Genomic DNA, 16,989 nt, shown 5'->3' with positions numbered 1-16,989 from the left:
CTGGATGGTCAAAGTGGCGCGTTCGTGCGGCGCACCAAAAGCGCGCGCGAGGAGTTTTCCGATGATTGGTCTAGTACTTGTGACCCACGGGCGCCTTGCCGACGAATTCAAGGCAGCGCTTGAGCATGTCATGGGCCCACAAAAGCAAATCGAAGCGATCACGATCGGTGCCGAAGATGATTCCGATCTCTGCCGAAGCGACATCATCGAGGCGGTTAACCGCGTCGATTCCGGCGACGGGGTTGCGATCCTCACCGACATGTTCGGCGGTACACCGTCGAACCTCGCAATATCCTGCATGAGCCGCCCCAAGGTCGAAGTGCTTGCGGGCATCAACCTGCCCATGCTGGTGAAGCTCGCCAAGGTGCGCGAGGAGCGTCCGCTGCCCGACGCGATCGCGATGGCCCAGGAAGCCGGCCGCAAATACGTCACCATCGCCAGCCGCGTGCTCGCCGGCAAATGAGCGACGACGCGCCGCAAGCCGCAACGGGCGTGCCCGCGGGGGCGATCTCCAAAGAGCTTCTGATCATCAACAAGCGCGGCCTGCACGCCCGCGCCTCGGCGAAATTCGTCCAGGCGGTCGAGCGCTTCAACGCGCAAGTATGGGTGACGCGCGGCGGCGAGACCGTCGGCGGCACCTCGATCATGGGCCTGATGATGCTGGCTGCGGGTCCCGGCACGACCATCACGGTCGCGGCTGCCGGCGACGAAGCCGAAGCGGCGCTCACGGCAATCACCGAGCTGGTCGAGAGCAAGTTCAATGAGGAAGGGGTTTAGGCTGCTTCGTCAATGAAGCTGCCGTAGGGTGGGCAAAGCGAAGCGTGCCCACCACGCCTGTCACGCTCGCCGAAAGATGGTGGGCACGGCGCTTCGCGCCTTTGCCCACCCTACGGCACCGCTACGAGATCCTACTATTTCCCCGGCGGCACGATGTAGATGTTCCAGCTCATTGCCGGACCGGCCTTGCCGTGGGTGAAGCGGCGCGTGGTCATCACCATGCGCTCGGCGTCCGGCGCGACTTCCGAGACCCACTTCTCGAACTTGGGCAGACGCTCGTCGGTCGGATCGAACACGCCGATGAAGCCGTAGGTCCTGACGTCCTCGAGCGAGGTCAGCCCGGACGCCCAGGCTTCGTTCGGCGTGAACGGGCTGGGGTGATCGGGGCTGTAGAACACCATCGGCTGAATCGTCTCCATCGTCCCGGCGACGACCGCCCAGCGCGAGGCAAAGCGCGCGTGCCAGGCCTGCGTCAGCTCGCGCGCCAGCTCCGAGCGCGCGCCATAGGTCGCCGTGTTGCCGGCATTAGCCGCCATCTCGCGTGCGGCGATCCAGGGCGAGGCGGCGAGCGTGGCGGCGCTGAGCACGAGCCAGATCGCGGCGATGTTGAACAGCACCGAGCCCTGCACCCGCAATGCAGGGATCGCGACCAGCGCCAAGGGCACCAGGAAGAACAGCGAGATGCCCCAATCGGTCTTCATGTAGATGCTGAACACCAGCGCGCCGAGCGGCGGGCCGAACGCGACGATGATCTGGATGATCCAGACGTTCAGCGCCTGCGAGAGGTTGACGCCCGGATTGATCCCGCGCGCCCAGGCTCGCGTGACGATGCGCAAGGGGGCGCGCATGAGCAGCGTGAGCCACGGCGGCACCAGCGCCATCGCCAGCGCGGCAAGCGCGACCGGCAGGGCCAACAGCGCGAAATTATGCAGGAAGTAGCCGGCGACGAGCTGATGCACCTGGCTGCTGTCCTGGAGGCTGTAGGTGTCGCCGGCATAGGTCAGCGGCACGAAATGCGCATCCGCCAGCCAGACGATGTGCGGGATCATCGCCACCACCATCGTCGCGATCCCAACCCATGGCGCCGGCGACGACAGGAAGCGCAACCGCTCGGGATGGATCAGCGCGGCAAGGCCAATGGCGCCGATCATGGTCAGCACCCAATATTTGGTCATCAGCGCCAGCGCGCCGGCCAGCCCGAGCAAGACGCCGGATTGCCAGCTCCGCTTCGCAAAGGCGTTGAGATAAGCGAGCACGAGCAGCGGCAGCGTGACGAGCTGGAGCAGATCCGGGTTGTACTTGAAACCCTTGAAATTGAAGATCGGGTAGAGCGCGACCATCACCACAACAAGGAACGCGCGCCGCGCATCGACCACGCGCAAGGCAACCAGCCAGCAGATCACCATGCCGACACCGACGGTCGCCATCGCAAGCGCATAAGTCGCCCAGTCCGCCGCCGGGAACAGCTTGAACCAGAGACCGGCGATCCAGCCCGACAGCGGCGGATGCTTGCCATAACCCCAGAGGAATTTCTGGCCCCAGCCATAGGCTTCTGCGACGTCCATGTGAACGTCCTGCGCCGCCTTGAGATTGATCAGGATGAAGGTCCAGAGCACCGCATGCAGGATAGCGAGCTGGATCACCAGCCAGAGGCGGGCCTCGGGACGGATCGCGCAGGCAACCAGCCAGGCCCGAAAGCGGTTGTAACTGAGCCGGGTCTTGGTGCGCGCTCTGGCGGAGGGAAGTGACGTGGTCGACATGGAGCGTTGCGTAGCGCGTTTTGCGCTGGAGTGAAATCAGCTTGGCGTGAATGAAGGACGCGGGGACCCCGAGCACGAAAAATCCGCAATCACCGGGCCAGCAGTTCCGGGCGATATTCAAAGTGCATCGTGTCGTAGTGATACCATTTGCCGCCCCAGATGAACCCGTGGCGTTCGAAGATGTCGACGATCTCCTGCGGCATCCTGTTCTTGTACGGGATGGACTTCCCCCGGCCCGCCCACAGCCAATAGTTGGAATATCCCAAATTCAGATCGATCGCGGCTGCATAGCCATGCATGCTCATCTTTCCGGTATCGGCGACCGGCCGGCACGACAGCACACCGGCAATTGGAAAAGCAGCGGCCTTCAGCGCCGGCGCGAGCTTGTCGATTTCCGCCGACACCTCCTTGAGCCGGTCCGCTACGCCATTGATCCGGGTCACCTGGATCGCCTTCCCCCATGTTCGAGGCAGCCAGGTGATGGTGACGAGATTCCGCTGAACCGCTCCACTGTGACAGTCGCCATACATCTTCCTGAAGAATGCTTCGTTTCGAAATCTTCCTGGATCGGCGTTCAATGCGGGCGGCGCGGAAACGCCGACGGGATAGGGCAAACGGAGCTGGTCCACGATCGAGGCGTCGCGCAGGCGCTGATCAAACGACTTGTCGTCGATGCCGTCGTCGACTGGCATCGCCGTGCCATCGCGCCAGACAATTTCGTTGCCGTCGTGACCGGACAGAGCTTCGGGATAGGCGCGAACCAGCCGATCGAGAAGCTCGGTTCTGGTCTGGGCCGTCGCCGGGGCAGAGGCAAGAAGAACGAGGAGGACGTGTGCTGCCCGCAGCGCCAGCATCATCGACGCTTGCCGGCCTGATCGAGCAGCGCGACATTCGCCTCCTCGATCGAATTGAGCTTTGGATTCCATGTATTGGGCAAATACCACGAGAAGCGCTCAAAGCGGGCCTTGAGATCTGCCGCTTCAAAGTAGCGCCCTCGCCGTGCAAAGATCTCGTTGCGCGCGATACGGAGTTCGTCGTTCGAAAGCCCACGCAGATCAGCGGACGTGAGCAGGCGTCGATCGGAATCGGGAAAGATGAAGCCGCTCTGAGCCGGGCCGCCGGATTCATAGCGTTCGATCAGGGCGATATTTTCCTTCTCGACGGCGCTGAGCTGAGGGTCCCAGGTCCGGGGTACGTACCAGGCGAACTTGCTGAACCTCGCCGTCAGATCGGGCGCGTTGAAGTAGCGCCCTCGCCGTGCAAAGATCTCGTTGCGCGCAAGGCGCAGTTCATCCTTGCCCAGCGCCCTCAGATCGGCATCGGCAAGCAGCCGGCTATCGGAATCCGGAAACAGGAAATCCGACTGCGTCCTCGTCACCGGCGCGGAAGACGGAAGGTTTGAGGTAGGCGCCGTGACCGTCGTCGGCACGTCGACTGCCGCCACCTGCCCTGCCGCTGCGCCCGAAAAGTAGAATGAGCCGTCGATCGGCGAGGTGGAAACCCAGGGCTGCTGGGCGCTGCCGGTCGCACGCTTGACGATGAGTCCCACCTGATTGAATGTCTGCAGCACGTCGAGCCCGGGTCGCTGCATCGTTTCGACCAGCGCCCGCGTGTAGGGACTATGCCCGTCGGCGCCGTCGAGCGCGACGTTTCCAGGCTGGGTGGCGTAGGAGAGCAGCGTTCCCTCCGGGGCCCGGATTTGCGCCAGGCCGCCGTCGGAGCCACGGAGGCCACGCCCGCCAAACGGATTGTTCCTGCAAGCATCGAGAATGACGATGTTCAGCTTGGTTCCTGCTCCATCCATCTGCCGAAGCACCAGTGCGGCATCGACCATCTGGAAGTCCACGTCGGTCTCGCGCGTCGGATTCGCCGTGATCGGCACGAGATAGTTCGTCCCGCGAACCTGGATGCCGTGCCCGGCGTAGTAAAACAAGGCGACGTCGGCGCCGATCAATTGGTTGCCGAAGCGCTGGACCGCGTTGTCGAAGCCCGCCTTGTCCAGCTCGACCTGGGCACCCCCGCCGACCAGCGTGAAGCCGAGCCGCTGCAACGTATCGGCCACCAGCTGCGCGTCGTTCGCGGGGTTCTCCAGCCGCGGTACGCTCCGGTAAGCGGAATTGCCGATGACGAGTGCGACGCGCTTTTCAGCGGCGGCCGGGAAGGCGAAACATGCGGTAAACAACAAGGCAGAAAGAATCTTCCAATGCATGGCCCGTTTCCATGACCGAAAGGTGGGAAAATAGCAGAGGCCGCCACTGAAATCGACGGCGGGAGCCCCATGCCGGCGCAGGAGGGTAAGGGAATGGTTGCCGCACCGCGGCGTGAGTGGTATCCCGCGCCCATGACGACCGTCCCCATTTCCAACATCCGCAATTTCTCCATCGTCGCCCATATCGACCATGGCAAATCGACGCTGGCCGACCGCCTGATCCAGATGACCGGCGGCCTCTCCGACCGCGAGATGGCGGGCAAGGAGCAGGTGCTCGATTCCATGGACATCGAGCGCGAGCGCGGCATCACCATCAAGGCGCAGACGGTGCGCCTCGCCTACCGCGCCAAGGACGGCAAGGATTACATCTTCAACCTGATGGACACGCCCGGCCATGTCGACTTCGCCTACGAGGTCTCGCGGTCGCTGGCGGCCTGTGAGGGTTCCCTGCTGGTGGTCGACGCCAGCCAGGGCGTCGAAGCGCAGACGCTCGCCAACGTCTACCAGGCGCTCGACAACAATCACGAGATCGTCCCGGTCCTGAACAAAGTCGATCTGCCCGCCGCCGAGCCCGAGAAGATCAAGCAGCAGATCGAGGACGTGATCGGCATCGACGCCTCCGACGCGGTGATGATCTCGGCCAAGACCGGCCTCGGCGTCCCCGACGTGCTGGAGGCGATCGTGACCCGCCTGCCGCCGCCGAAGGGCGATCGCGACGCGACGTTGAAGGCGCTGCTGGTCGACAGCTGGTATGACGTCTATCTCGGCGTCGTGGTGCTGGTGCGCATCGTTGACGGCACGATGAAGAAGGGCCAGCGCGTCCGCATGATGGGCACGGGCGCGGCCTACGACGTCGAGCGCGTCGGCTTCTTCACGCCGAAGATGCAGCAGGTCGACGAGCTCGGCCCCGGCGAGATCGGCTTCATCACCGCCGCGATCAAGGAGGTCGCCGACACCCGCGTCGGCGACACCATCACCGATGACAGGAAGCCGGTGGCGGACATGCTGCCCGGCTTCAAGCCGGCGATCCCGGTGGTGTTCTGCGGCCTGTTCCCGGTCGATGCCGACGACTTCGAGACGCTGCGCGCCGCGATGGGCAAGCTGCGGCTGAACGATGCCAGCTTCTCCTTCGAGATGGAGACCTCGGCCGCACTCGGCTTCGGCTTCCGCTGCGGCTTCCTCGGCCTGTTGCACCTCGAGATCATCCAGGAGCGGCTGTCGCGCGAATTCGATCTCAATTTGATCGCGACCGCGCCGAGCGTCATCTACAAGATGAAGCTGACCGACGGCACCGAGCTCGAGATTCACAATCCCGTCGACATGCCCGACGTGGTCAAGATCGCCGAGATCGACGAGCCCTGGATCGAGGCGACGATCCTCACCCCGGACGAATATCTCGGCAGCGTGCTGAAGCTGTGCCAGGACCGCCGCGGCGCGCAGAAGGAGCTCACTTACGTCGGCTCCCGCGCCATGGTGAAATACGATCTGCCGCTCAACGAGGTCGTGTTCGATTTCTACGACCGCTTGAAGTCGGTCTCCAAGGGCTACGCCTCGTTCGACTATCATCTCACCGACTACAAGCCGGCCGATCTGGTCAAGATGCAGATCCTGGTCAATGCCGAGCCGGTCGATGCGCTCTCGATGCTGGTGCATCGCACCCGCGCCGAAGGGCGCGGCCGTGCCATGGTCGAGAAGATGAAGGAGCTGATCCCGCCGCACATGTTCCAGATCCCGATCCAGGCGGCGATCGGCGGCAAGGTGATCGCGCGCGAAACCGTGCGCGCGCTGCGCAAGGACGTCACCGCAAAGTGCTACGGCGGCGACATCACCCGTAAGCGCAAACTTCTGGAGAAGCAGAAGGAAGGCAAGAAGAAGATGCGGCAGTTCGGCAAGGTCGACATCCCGCAGGAAGCGTTCATTGCCGCGCTGAAGGTGGATAGCTGAGGCGGGCTTAGGCCCGTTTCAAGCTTAGCGAGAGTGGTCGGTCCGGGACGTTTGGGGCCCGAAAACAAAATTATCGAAAAACAACCCCATGCACAGTAGCCGGGGTCTTGTTTGCACTGCGCTTTTTCGATTTTACGAAATTCCTTTGACCCGTCGGGCAAAACAGGGGTATGGTGGCATCATCGCAACGGGCGTGAGGCTGGCGCCCATCCGCACGCAACATCTCGACCGCCGACCGATTAGCCTTCGATCTCGGCATCCGAGCGCCACATCGGTGATGGCTTCCGTTGGCTTCCGGCCCGTAAACCTTCCTGCCAAGCCGTTCTGTCCGAGGTCAAGTTCTGAACTTAGCTACGGCATGCACTCATTAAGCGGCTGGCCGATTGACGTCCGGTCATTCCCAGCAGCGGCCGAAGAGCGGACATTCCCCGAGGTCGCGGAGGCCAGAAGCGGCAATTAATTCGTCCAAGCTGCTCTGACTCTAAGGCATTCCGACTACCATTTACGGAACTTTAGTGCCTTGCGACCCACAACCAGGGGATGTTGGTGTGCGGCAGTTCATACCGGCTATTACTCACCGTCAGTCGTTGGAAAGACGATGGCTCAACATCGCGCGAAATGGCTGGTGGTCCTCTGCCTCTTGAGCAGCACTTTAACGGGGTGCGGCAACTCGCTAAGCGAGACAATCCGGTACAGATTGACGTTCAACGTGGTCGTGGATGGCAAACCCGTCAGCGGGTCTGGGATCATTCAGGTCAAACAGTCTGACACGAGAGCCCTCTTTGGATCTATGGGAGGTTTCGGCAACGAGGTGACTGGGGAAGCTGTTACAGTCGATCTCGGCTCCCACGGCGAGTTCTTCGCTCTACTACGCGGTCCGAGAGTTGGCCTTGGCAGGCTCGGCGATCCCGCGTGGTTGCTGTTTCACGCATTTGGTGACCTACTCAAATCGGAGACCGATCCCCTTCCACAAGTGCGACTTTTGAAGGAGCAGCGGCCGCGTCGAGTTTTGCATAGCGATGAAACCCCGATGTTGGTCCGCTTTCGTGATCTTGATGAGCCGAAGTCGGTCGAGCAGATTGATCCGGCAAATCTAGCCGCAACTTTCGGCACTGGAATTGTACTTCGTGAAGCCGTCATTGAGGTGACAGAAGACCCAGTGACGGCCGGTATTGAAGCGAAGCTGCCGTGGCTCAAGACCATGAAAACTCAGCTTGACGGCGATCGACTGCATTCGGGAGCTACGCTTGCCAACGAGCTGAATGCCTACGATTTTTATCGAAGATAGCGAATATGGCTGGCGTCCCGCTCGCAATTGAAATCTTGTGGTTAGCCCTTGCGCTCTTGGAAGCATGGTCGGCATTTCATTCAGCGCGACGTGATCCACGCTCCACCGCATTCATGAAAATCGCCTTGGCGGGCCTTCTACTGGCCGCGACTTGCACAGTGCCTTTCTGGCTACGGAGCGATGTAATTGGAGAGGGGGTATTCGCGCACTTTTTGCTCATCGCGTTCTGGACGATGATCGCTATTGGCGTGCCTATATGCTCTGGGTTGATGGTCGGCACATTGCTGGCTATGTACAAGAAGCGGTAACCTCCGCTACGGGTCTTGGCCGTGTAGCGTTTTCACACAGGTCGCAAGCGGCGGTTGGAGCATTTCCGCCGGGCAACACGCCTCGCGGACATGGGCCCCATGCACGGCAAGCGATTGCCTGGCCGCCGTTGCGGCTTTTGATTTTACGAAATCTGGTTGACGAGTCGGGCAAAACAGGGGCAGGATGGCATCGTGGGGCGGCGGCGCAGACGTCCATCAACACTTGCCGCCTCACAAGTCTTGGTGATGCGGTGCCGGCATGTGACGCGGAGGGCAAGAGAGCTCTATGCCTAAGGGCTTTTCGATTCTGGTGACGCTGCTAACAAGCTTGCTGATCGTTCATGGCTCTCTTTGGATCAGAGGCATCAAGCCATCGCCTCGAACGAGCTTCTGGGAACACCTAACCTGGGAAACTTTTCCAAGAGACGATCAACAACGGCAATATCTGAAGCAAAGTTTTTTAACGGGGATCGTGGTGCTTCCAATAGTAGCATTCCTCGTCCACGCACTGTTTGAACAGCTGGCCGGATAGGATGGGTTGAGCTCTTGCCAAACCATCGCTCAAATTGGCGGACGCAGAATCTAGATGAGCTCGATCCGATTTGTGAGGATGAAGCTTGATGGGTTTCGCTTCGCTCTACCCATCCTACGAGCTGTATCTATTCCGGACCTCTTTGCGCGATTCTCGCTCCATCGGTGATCCGGTCGCTCGGGTGCAGCACGACGCGGTCCCCGGCGGTCAGGCCTAGTCGAATCTCGGCCATGCGGCTGTTGCGGTGGCCGATCTGAACGAGAGTCGTTTTTGCACGACCGTTCTCGTCGGCAAAAACGGCCCACTGATCGCCTTTCCGGAACAAGGCGCTCACCGGCACGGTCAAAGCGTCCTGAGCACTCCAGGTGGTGACGTGGACGATGACCCGATAGTCATGTCCGAGTGAGGCCCACGCCTCAGGCGGGTCGCTGAAATCGATGGTCAGTCGAACCCGCTGCTCCTCGATGCCCAGCGCCGAGACCTTCAGGAAGCCGGCTGGGTCTACCCGGACCACCTTGCCCTTAATCGGCTTCCCGCCCCAGCCGTCGATCCGGACCGGCGCGCCGACCTTGACCTGGACGGCATCGGTCGAGAGCAGATCTGCCACGACCTCCAGATCGACGGGGTTGCCGATATCGACCAGCGGCGTCCCGGGCAGGACCGTGGCCTCGCTGTCCTGGACGATCTTTAGCACCCGTCCGCTGGTGGGCGCGAGCACCCGAACACAGCACGTCGGCGCGGCCGACGGCGCGGCGTTGGCAGGATCCATCAACCGCGCCGCCAGGCTGGTCCGCACCGCGCGGCGCATGTCGACCTGAGCCTTCGCGCTCGCCAAGGCGGCCTCGTTGGTGGCGACCTCGAACTTCGCCTTGTCGAAGGCCTGGGCAGAGATGGTCTGGGTGCGCGACAGTGCCTGAGCCCGCTGAAATTCAGTCCTTGAGAAATCCAACGCGGCTTCGATCCGCTTCACTTCCGCCTCCTGCTGCTGGATCGCCGCATCCGCGGCCAGGACCTCGGCCTGGAGCTGATCGCGCGAACGCGCGTCGATGAACCCCGGCAGCGTCGGCTGCATCAGGGCGATGACGGTCTGATTGGCAACGACCTCGTCGCCGACGTGAAGCGAAGGTCCCTGCTCGCCAAGCGGATGCGAGATCCTCAAGACCTTGCCCGCGATGGGCGCCGAGACCGTGTAGACATGGCGGACATGGGTTTTTCCGTCGTCATCCGCCGTGACTTCGATCGGCCCTTTCGAGACGGTCGCAAGATCCACCAGAACCGGGCGTGGCCAGGCAAACCAGGCCAGGCCTCCCGCGATCGCGACCAGGGCCGCAGCACCGATGATACGTTTGGTCCACTTTGCCGGCATGGCTAGTCTCGCGTCTTGAGGACCGCGACGAGGTCCAGTTTGTCGATGCGTTCGCGGATAACGACTGCGGAGGCGGCAGCCGCCAGCACCACGACGGAGGTGGCGATGACGTACGTCGAATGTTCGACGACGAGGCGGACGCGCATCAATTCGCCGGCCAGGTTCGTCTTCATGACCCATGCAAGCCCGTAGCCCATCAGCCAGCCGGGCGGCTGGGCGATCAGGGTGAGGATGGCGAGCTCCAGCAGCAGGATGCGCAGCACCTCGCCGCGCGTGAAACCGAGCACGCGCAGACTCGCCAGCTCTCGCGCCCGTTCGGACAGCGAGATGCGGGCGTTGTTGTAGACGACGCCGAACGCGATCACGGCGGCGAGCCCGGTGTAGATGCTCGCCATCGTGGTGACGAGCAGCGCGACGGTCTTGCGGAAGTTCGCCAGCGAGACGCGCTGCAGCGCCACGCCGCCGACCGTCGGCATGGACTTCACGGCGGCGTAGAAGTCCTCCGTCCGGTTCTCGTCGAGGCTGAGATTGACGCTGGTCACGACGGGCGCCTCGCGCATCAGCTTGCGCAGTGCCTCGATCTCCATCATGCCCCTGATGCCGAAATAGTCCTCGACGGTGGCGACGACCGGCACCGTGACGGTTCGCCGGGCTCCCTCCATCAGATCGATCTCGACGCTGTCGCCGGGCCCGACGCCGAGGATGTAGGCGAGCATGCCGGAGATGGCGAGGCCCGTCTCCGGGAGCACGACTGGCCGAAGCTCGGCGTCGATGATGCGCCGGAGGTCGGCGTCGGCCGGCCGGCCGCTGATGACGATGCGGCGTTCGACGTTGCCGTGGCGAATCCGGACCGGCACCTCGCGGAACGGCTCGGCGGCAAGAACGCCCGGTAGCCGGTTCACCTGCTCCACGACATTCGCGATCCGCTTCTCGGCAAAGCCGACGGCTGCGTCCTGCCGGTCGGCGAGGAAGTAGGTCACGTCGGTCAGGTGCTCCATGCTGTCCCTCGTGAACAGCGAGACCACAAGGATCGCAGTCGCGAGCGCCATGCCGAGCGCGGTGAAGAAGGCCCGCACCGGATGCCGGGCGATGTTGCGGATCATCATCAGCGTCGGCTGTGACACGATCTGGTCGAGCTGGATGCGGGCCGGCAGCAGCCGCCGATAGACCGGCGGGGCCGGCGGTTGCATGGCGACGGCAGGCGGCAGCTTCACCACCCCGCGCAGCGCCCGGAACGCGCCGATCGCAGCGGCAGCCGCGCTGAGCGCGCCCGCAGTGACGTAGAGGTCCGGCGCCTTCGCGAACACCAGGAACGGGAAGTGGAAGAAGTCGCCGAACAGCGCGGTGACGCGCAAGCCGAGCCAGGTGCCGGCGACGCCGCCCAGGAGGATTCCGATCACGACGATCAGCGCCACGAACTTGAAATAGTGCAGCACGATGCTGCTGTCGGCGTAGCCGAGCGCCTTCAGCAGGCCGATCTGCTCGCGCTCGAGCGCGACCAGCCGGGTCAAAGTGAGATTGACCAGGAACGCGGCGACCAGCAGGAAGATCGGCGGCAGCGTGCGGCTCATGTTGTTGAGCATGTCGAGCTCATGATCGAGCCAGGCGTGCGAGGTCTGGTCCTTGCGGCCATGACCCGCCTGCCCGCCATAGGGGTCGAGCAAGGTGTCGAGCCGCCAGATCACCTCGCGCTCCGAGGTGCCGGGTTGCAGCTTGACCGAGACCACCGAAAAGGCGCCATCGAGATCGTAGACGCCGGCGAGCGCCTTCTCCGACATCCAGACGATGGCGTAGTGGCAGTCGTCCGGCATCAGGTCGCCGGGCCCGACGGTGTAGACGAACTCGGGCGACAGCGCCGTGCCGACGATGACGAGCTCGCGCTTCTTGCCGTTCAGGATGGCCGAGAACCGCGCGCCTTCCGAGAAGCCGTGAGCCCGGGCGAACGGTTCGTTGACGACAACCTCTTCGGTCCGTCCGGCCTCCGGAAGACGTCCGGAACGCATGTAGAGTCGATTGAGGTGCGGCTCGCCGTTATCGGGCAGCGAGACGAATTGGGCGCTGGCAGGCGCGGAGAAGCCGGGAATATCCAGCAGCGCCAGCTTGGCGATGCGGGTGTCGACGACGGCGACACCCGGGATCTCGCCGATCCTGTCGGCGAGCGCCTTGGGCGCGCGCTTCGCTTGCGCGAACACGTCGGCGAAGCCATAGCGTTCGTAATAGGCGATCCGGGTCTCTTCCAGGGAACGATGGGAGCCGACCGCAAGCACCAGCGTCGCAACGCCGCCTCCGACGACCAAGGCGACGGCGAGCACCTGAGCCCAGAGCCGCCTGACGTCGCGAAACAATTTGATGTCGAGCGCTGTCATGTCGTCACCAGGTGAGCTCGGCGGCTTGCCGCCGGCTCGCGTTCTTCTGGATCCGGGAGATCCGGCCGTCGGCGAAGAACATCACCCGGTCGGCGACCTCCTGGATGCTGGCATTGTGGGTGATGATGACCGTGGTGGTGCCGAGCTGCCGGTTCACCCCGAGCAGCGCTTCGATGACGCGGTTGCCGGTCTTCGAGTCCAGCGCCCCGGTCGGCTCGTCGCACAGCAGCACCGCCGGTCGCTTCGCGATCGCGCGGGCGATGGCGACGCGTTGCTGCTCGCCGCCGGAGAGCTGGGCGGGAAAGTGATGCATGCGCTCCTCGAGCCCGACCAGCGCGAGCGCGTCGGCGGGCCGCATCGGGTTCCTCGCAACCTCGGTGACCAGCGCAACGTTTTCATACGCGGTGAGGCTCGGCACCAGATTGTAAAACTGGAAGACGAAGCCGACATGGTCGCGGCGATACTTCGTCAGCTCGCGATCCTCGAGACCGGTCAGATCCAGATCGCGGAAGAACAGCCGGCCGCCGGTCGGCCGGTCGAGGCCGCCCATGATGTTGAGCAAAGTCGTCTTGCCGCTTCCGGAGGGGCCGAGCAGCACGACCACTTCCTTCTCGGCGATTTCGAGATCCACGTCGTTGAGGGCATGCACCATCACCTCGCCCGAGACGTAGGTCTTGGTCAGCGCTTTCGCGGTGAAGACTGGCACGCCCATCGACGTCCTTTCAAGCCAGTGCCGTTCGCGGGCATCTCCTCGCGCGAGGGTCAGCCGTGACGATAGCCGCCGGAAGAGCCCTGACCGGATTGCCGGTTGAGATAGGGAAAGAACGCCGGCACCTGCGCAGCGTACCGCGCATAGGTCTCGCCGAACTCGGCCCGGGCCTCGCGCTCCTCGTCTCTGGCAAGCTTCACATACATGACGGTCAGCACCGGAAACATCGCCAGCGTCAGAATCGTTGGCCACTGCAACAGGAAGCCGAACATCACCAGCACGAAGCCGACATATTGCGGGTGCCGGACATAGCTGTAGGGGCCGATGGTGGCTAAGCTGCGGGTCTGCTGCGCCTCGTACAGCACCCTCCAGGCGACAGAGATCAGGATGAAGCCGGCGGCGATGAAGATGTAGCTGAGAACGTGGAACGGTCCGGCATGCGGATTGGTCTTCCAGCCGAACATCATCTCGAGCAGGTGGCCGGCGTCGTGGGAGAACCAGTCGACGTTCGGGTAACGCGACTGCAGCCAGCCCGACAGGAAGTAGATGGTGAGCGGGAAGCCGTACATCTCCACGAACAGCGCCACCAGAAACGCGCTTAAGGCGCCGAAGGAGCGCCAGCCGCGGGAGGTCTGCGGCTTGAAGAAGCTGTAGGCGAACAGGATGAACACCGCCGAGTTGACGATGACGAGGCCCCAGAGGCCGTAGGCGGGCGCGGCATCGTGCATCAGGCGCTCCTCGAATCGTCCGGCCGGCCGCTGCCGTGATGGTGAGCGTGTCCGCCGTGCATGAAGAGGTGCATCAGAGGACAGGCGAGGAGCGGGAGCCAGATCAGGAGCCCGAGCACGTGAGCCCTGTGCTCGGTAAACAGAAGTGCGCCGGCGATGACCAGGAATCCGATCAGGACCAGACCGGCCTTGGCTTTGACGGACATGCCCTCCTGCGGGGGCTCTCGATACCCGGAATGGTCCTGTACCGACATCGGCACGCTCCTATGTCCCTCGGAGCATAGGAGCAGCGCTGCGATCATTGTTGACGCAGATCAACGGCTCTCAAACTGCGGCGCTAGAGCTACGAAGCTCATTCCTTGACCTTGCTCAAAGCCGATGTGCCGCGGCAGGCCTACCATGAAAGCTCCCGCAATCCGGAGAACCGAACATGATCACCAAGAAATTCGTCGCCGCCATTGGCATCGTTTCCCTGCTGGCCGTTCCTGCGATGGCTCAAACCACGGACAAAGAGAAGAATGGCCATCACTACAGCGGCGGGCCGAAGACCGAAGTCCCGCATCACATGGGCAGCAAGAACGAGACCACCGGCGCCTCGTCGAAGTCCTCATCGGGCGGTCATCATTACACCGGCGGACCCAGCACCTCGACGCCTCACCACATGGGCGACAAGAACAAGTAATACCGTCATTCCGCGCGCCCGGTCCTCCGCCTTGCTTGCCGCACGATGGATTCCGGGCTCGCGCTGCGTGCGGCCCGGGATGACAGGCGCGGGGCTGCCTTGATCCTTCCCCCCAAATAGACCACCTTTGCGCCTCTCACCGCCCACAACGAGAATGAGCGAGGAAACGCCGATGTCGGCTGGCGCCCATCAGCAGCGACCTCTCGACCGCCGACCGATTAGCCTCTGATCTCAGCATCGGAGCGCCACATCGGTGATGGCTTCTGTCGGCTTCGGGCCCGTAAAACGACCTGCCAAGCCCTATCCCGAATACCGTTTTCTGACCCGGCCTGACAACGGTTCTGTCCGAGGTCAAGTTCTGACCTGAGCTAGGCATGCACTCATTATGCGGCTGGCCGATTGACGTCCGGTCACCTCCCGACAGCGGCCGAAGACCGGACATTCTCCGAGGTCACAGATGGGCCAGGAGCCGACTTCGATCAGCCGAAAACTTCGACTAAACCGACGAAAATGACCCCAAACGGACCTCAACTATCATCCATCAGGCTCCCGTTTAGGTATCCAGAGCGCGCGAACGATTGCCGGGACCCCTGCACGGCAACGTAAGAATTGTGAGGAACGGATCGACCTCATCCGACTTTGTCGTCACGTACCCCTTCCGTGGTAGCGCCCTCGGAGCGTTGATTTACCCCCTGCGGACCGGCCCGACCGATCGGGCGATAGGTGCGCAAGTGGATGATCCTCTTCGCAACAAGCTCTTAGCCCTTCTTCCCCGACGGGACCTCGAATCTGTAAGGGAGAGGTCGTCGGTCGTCGGATATGCCCAAGGCGATGTTGTTCAACAGGAGGGGCAGGAAGTCACGGCCGTTCACTTCCCGCTATCGGGCATGTTCTCGCTTTTGGTCGTGCTGAAAGATGGTCGGATGGCCGAAACCTCCGTCGTCGGCCGGGAAGGCATGATCGGAGCCCGTGCGGGCCTTGGGGCGCCGCGCACGTCCCTCATTCGCGTCGTCGCCCAGCTACCGGTTCAAGCCTTGAAGATTTCAGCGAAGGAGTTTCGGAACATGGTGACGGACAGCGCGCCTATGGCGGAGCTGTGTCTCAGGAGTGCTGACATATTGCTCGACCAAACCACGATGACAGCTGCCTGCAATTCGCTGCATGGCGTCGAACAACGCTTCTGCCGGTGGTTGCTCCACACGGCGGACCGCGCGGAAAGTGATCACTTCGTACTTAAACAGGAGCTACTGTCTGAGATGCTGGGCGTGCACCGCACATACGTCACGGATGTCGCAAACAGGCTGCAAAAACGAGGAGCCATTGCCTATTCGCGGGGAAAAATCCAGATCCTGGATCGCAGCGTCGTGCGAGGTTTATCGTGCGAGTGCTATGGCCTTCTCAAGCGGAACAGTTCCTAACTTTCTTCGCCTTCGTGAATATTTACGTCGACAACTAGACATAACGGGTATCTAATTATGCGATCACCGCACCGTCCTTAGGCAGTCATCGGTGATGAGAACGCCGGTTGCGCTCCCGCCCCAACTTAAATGGAGCAGCGCCGATGCGACGCCGTTTCAAACAAACCAGCACCCTCGAACAGCGGCTGCTCGAACAGGCAGAACGTCTGCGCCAGCAGGCCCAAGCCACTCCGCCCGGCGTCGAACGCGAAGGACTTTTGCGTCGTGCGCGCCAAGCCGAGACCGCTTCCGACGTCAACGACTGGCTGTCGTCCAAGGAACTGCGGCCGCCAACCTAGCGCGGAGCAATTCAATATGGTCGGATACTGAGCATTTATTATCGGCGAGGATGGTCACATCTGCGATGCGCGGGTGTTTGAGGCGGCCAGTGATGAAGCCGCTGTGAAGGCCGCACGGCGCTTGATCAATCGCCACGGCGTCGAGATATGGCAACTTGATCGCAAGGTCGCGATCCTTGACGCCGATGCAGCGCAAAGCGCTGCCGCCACGCTCCCGCCTGTATGATAGCGAAGCAACGCGATGCTCATTCTAATCGACAACCCGGAGCGCCGCGCCGAGCTGATCTCGCGAGTTCGGGCCCGTATCGATTGCGAAATTGAAGAGGTGAGCGAAGCGCTGTGCGAAGGTCGCCCAGCGACCCGCTCCTTACGCTTGCTTGAGACGCTCACGAAAATCCTGGCAGAGCTGGAGGTGCAAAAGTAAGCCGCCTCGGTTGGCGGCCTTTTTCATTTCGAACGTCACCTGCTGGCCCTTCGCGACATTGCACTGCCGCGCGATCCCGGTCACTAACGGAGCATAGCGGAAGTTGGCAGGCAGCCCTCTTTTGCAGAACACGACGCTCG

18 protein-coding genes are annotated in these 16,989 nt (G+C 62.6%); 9 read left to right on the top strand and 9 right to left on the bottom strand.

Annotated features, from left to right (window positions below; all coding sequences use genetic code 11):
- Positions 1–61 precede the first annotated feature (61 nt).
- On the top strand, positions 62–463 hold the full coding sequence (locus CWO91_RS09055) for a PTS sugar transporter subunit IIA (RefSeq protein WP_007597752.1): 402 nt from the start codon (positions 62–64) through the stop codon (positions 461–463).
- The gene (locus CWO91_RS09050; RefSeq protein ID WP_091884753.1) at positions 460–777 is read left to right on the top strand and encodes an HPr family phosphocarrier protein; all 318 of its coding nucleotides are present in this window, start codon (positions 460–462) and stop codon (positions 775–777) included. Before CWO91_RS09055 ends, CWO91_RS09050 begins: the two co-directional genes overlap by 4 nt.
- Positions 778–911: 134 nt before the next feature.
- On the opposite strand, the gene CWO91_RS09045 is transcribed toward CWO91_RS09050, so the two are convergent.
- The 3 genes from CWO91_RS09045 to CWO91_RS09035 form a co-directional block, all read right to left on the bottom strand.
- Positions 912–2,537, bottom strand: coding sequence for a glycosyltransferase family 39 protein (locus CWO91_RS09045; protein WP_130213160.1), 1,626 nt, complete (start codon positions 2,535–2,537; stop codon positions 912–914).
- A gap of 89 nt (positions 2,538–2,626) precedes the next feature.
- Positions 2,627–3,394, bottom strand: coding sequence for a M15 family metallopeptidase (locus CWO91_RS09040; RefSeq protein WP_130213159.1), 768 nt, complete (start codon positions 3,392–3,394; stop codon positions 2,627–2,629).
- Positions 3,391–4,746, bottom strand: coding sequence for a YARHG domain-containing protein (locus CWO91_RS09035; protein ID WP_130213210.1), 1,356 nt, complete (start codon positions 4,744–4,746; stop codon positions 3,391–3,393). Before CWO91_RS09035 ends, CWO91_RS09040 begins: the two co-directional genes overlap by 4 nt.
- A gap of 132 nt (positions 4,747–4,878) precedes the next feature.
- On the opposite strand from CWO91_RS09035, the gene lepA reads away from it, so the two are divergent.
- The 3 genes from lepA (at position 4,879) to CWO91_RS09020 (ending at position 8,818) form a co-directional block, all read left to right on the top strand.
- Complete coding sequence (gene lepA, locus CWO91_RS09030; RefSeq protein ID WP_130213158.1) at positions 4,879–6,690, top strand: translation elongation factor 4; 1,812 nt, start codon at positions 4,879–4,881, stop codon at positions 6,688–6,690.
- A 598-nt stretch (positions 6,691–7,288) separates the two neighbouring features.
- The gene (locus tag CWO91_RS09025) at positions 7,289–7,978 is read left to right on the top strand and encodes a hypothetical protein (protein ID WP_130213157.1); all 690 of its coding nucleotides are present in this window, start codon (positions 7,289–7,291) and stop codon (positions 7,976–7,978) included.
- 594 nt (positions 7,979–8,572) lie between these two features.
- Entirely contained in the window at positions 8,573–8,818 is a 246-nt protein-coding gene (locus CWO91_RS09020; protein WP_130213156.1) for a hypothetical protein, read from the top strand.
- A 127-nt stretch (positions 8,819–8,945) separates the two neighbouring features.
- Here CWO91_RS09020 and CWO91_RS09015 read toward each other — a convergent pair whose 3' ends face one another.
- From CWO91_RS09015 to CWO91_RS08995, 5 genes are read right to left on the bottom strand one after another with little or no spacing between them, the layout of a single operon-like run.
- A complete protein-coding gene (locus tag CWO91_RS09015) occupies positions 8,946–10,184 on the bottom strand; it encodes an efflux RND transporter periplasmic adaptor subunit (RefSeq protein ID WP_130213155.1) in 1,239 nt (412 codons plus the stop codon).
- A 2-nt stretch (positions 10,185–10,186) separates the two neighbouring features.
- Positions 10,187–12,550, bottom strand: coding sequence for an ABC transporter permease (locus CWO91_RS09010; protein WP_130213154.1), 2,364 nt, complete (start codon positions 12,548–12,550; stop codon positions 10,187–10,189).
- A gap of 4 nt (positions 12,551–12,554) precedes the next feature.
- A complete protein-coding gene (locus tag CWO91_RS09005) occupies positions 12,555–13,262 on the bottom strand; it encodes an ABC transporter ATP-binding protein (protein WP_130213153.1) in 708 nt (235 codons plus the stop codon).
- Positions 13,263–13,312: 50 nt separating this feature from the next.
- A complete protein-coding gene (locus CWO91_RS09000) occupies positions 13,313–13,987 on the bottom strand; it encodes a methyltransferase family protein (RefSeq protein ID WP_165405318.1) in 675 nt (224 codons plus the stop codon).
- Positions 13,987–14,241 (bottom strand): DUF2933 domain-containing protein, encoded by a 255-nt coding sequence (locus tag CWO91_RS08995; RefSeq protein WP_165405317.1) that lies wholly within the window; start codon positions 14,239–14,241, stop codon positions 13,987–13,989. The genes CWO91_RS09000 and CWO91_RS08995 overlap by 1 nt, the downstream gene beginning before the upstream one ends.
- A 176-nt stretch (positions 14,242–14,417) precedes the next feature.
- Here CWO91_RS08995 and CWO91_RS08990 point away from each other — a divergent pair, with 176 nt between their 5' ends.
- The 4 genes from CWO91_RS08990 to CWO91_RS42815 all read left to right on the top strand — a co-directional run bounded on the left by CWO91_RS08990 (position 14,418) and on the right by CWO91_RS42815 (position 16,651).
- Complete coding sequence (locus CWO91_RS08990; protein WP_130213150.1) at positions 14,418–14,669, top strand: hypothetical protein; 252 nt, start codon at positions 14,418–14,420, stop codon at positions 14,667–14,669.
- A gap of 731 nt (positions 14,670–15,400) precedes the next feature.
- A complete protein-coding gene (locus CWO91_RS08985; protein WP_165405316.1) occupies positions 15,401–16,087 on the top strand; it encodes a Crp/Fnr family transcriptional regulator in 687 nt (228 codons plus the stop codon).
- 143 nt (positions 16,088–16,230) lie between these two features.
- On the top strand, positions 16,231–16,425 hold the full coding sequence (locus CWO91_RS08980; protein ID WP_130213148.1) for a hypothetical protein: 195 nt from the start codon (positions 16,231–16,233) through the stop codon (positions 16,423–16,425).
- A gap of 73 nt (positions 16,426–16,498) precedes the next feature.
- Positions 16,499–16,651, top strand: coding sequence for a hypothetical protein (locus tag CWO91_RS42815; RefSeq protein ID WP_165405315.1), 153 nt, complete (start codon positions 16,499–16,501; stop codon positions 16,649–16,651).
- Between the two features lie 141 nt (positions 16,652–16,792).
- Here the strand turns inward: CWO91_RS42815 and CWO91_RS43690 are convergent.
- Positions 16,793–16,989 (bottom strand): hypothetical protein (locus CWO91_RS43690; protein WP_208753002.1); only part of this gene is annotated, 197 nt, incomplete at its 5' end.

The organism is Bradyrhizobium genosp. SA-3 (assembly GCF_004212635.1).
Lineage (GTDB): Bacteria > Pseudomonadota > Alphaproteobacteria > Rhizobiales > Xanthobacteraceae > Bradyrhizobium.
The sequence above is the reverse complement of the archived record's forward strand: the minus strand, read 5'-3'. Positions and strand labels throughout refer to the sequence as shown.

Excerpts from the sequence above, each read along its gene's own strand:
- CWO91_RS09055 (WP_007597752.1), top strand. The coding sequence starts at position 62 with ATGATTGGTCTAGTACTTGTGACCCACGGGCGCCTTGCCGACGAATTC.
- CWO91_RS09050 (WP_091884753.1), top strand. The coding sequence starts at position 460 with ATGAGCGACGACGCGCCGCAAGCCGCAACGGGCGTGCCCGCGGGGGCG.
- CWO91_RS09045 (WP_130213160.1), bottom strand. The coding sequence starts at position 2,537 with ATGTCGACCACGTCACTTCCCTCCGCCAGAGCGCGCACCAAGACCCGG.
- CWO91_RS09040 (WP_130213159.1), bottom strand. The coding sequence starts at position 3,394 with ATGATGCTGGCGCTGCGGGCAGCACACGTCCTCCTCGTTCTTCTTGCC.
- CWO91_RS09035 (WP_130213210.1), bottom strand. The coding sequence starts at position 4,746 with ATGCATTGGAAGATTCTTTCTGCCTTGTTGTTTACCGCATGTTTCGCC.
- lepA (WP_130213158.1), top strand. The coding sequence starts at position 4,879 with ATGACGACCGTCCCCATTTCCAACATCCGCAATTTCTCCATCGTCGCC.
- CWO91_RS09025 (WP_130213157.1), top strand. The coding sequence starts at position 7,289 with ATGGCTCAACATCGCGCGAAATGGCTGGTGGTCCTCTGCCTCTTGAGC.
- CWO91_RS09020 (WP_130213156.1), top strand. The coding sequence starts at position 8,573 with ATGCCTAAGGGCTTTTCGATTCTGGTGACGCTGCTAACAAGCTTGCTG.
- CWO91_RS09015 (WP_130213155.1), bottom strand. The coding sequence starts at position 10,184 with ATGCCGGCAAAGTGGACCAAACGTATCATCGGTGCTGCGGCCCTGGTC.
- CWO91_RS09010 (WP_130213154.1), bottom strand. The coding sequence starts at position 12,550 with ATGACAGCGCTCGACATCAAATTGTTTCGCGACGTCAGGCGGCTCTGG.
- CWO91_RS09005 (WP_130213153.1), bottom strand. The coding sequence starts at position 13,262 with ATGGGCGTGCCAGTCTTCACCGCGAAAGCGCTGACCAAGACCTACGTC.
- CWO91_RS09000 (WP_165405318.1), bottom strand. The coding sequence starts at position 13,987 with ATGCACGATGCCGCGCCCGCCTACGGCCTCTGGGGCCTCGTCATCGTC.
- CWO91_RS08995 (WP_165405317.1), bottom strand. The coding sequence starts at position 14,241 with ATGTCGGTACAGGACCATTCCGGGTATCGAGAGCCCCCGCAGGAGGGC.
- CWO91_RS08990 (WP_130213150.1), top strand. The coding sequence starts at position 14,418 with ATGATCACCAAGAAATTCGTCGCCGCCATTGGCATCGTTTCCCTGCTG.
- CWO91_RS08980 (WP_130213148.1), top strand. The coding sequence starts at position 16,231 with ATGCGACGCCGTTTCAAACAAACCAGCACCCTCGAACAGCGGCTGCTC.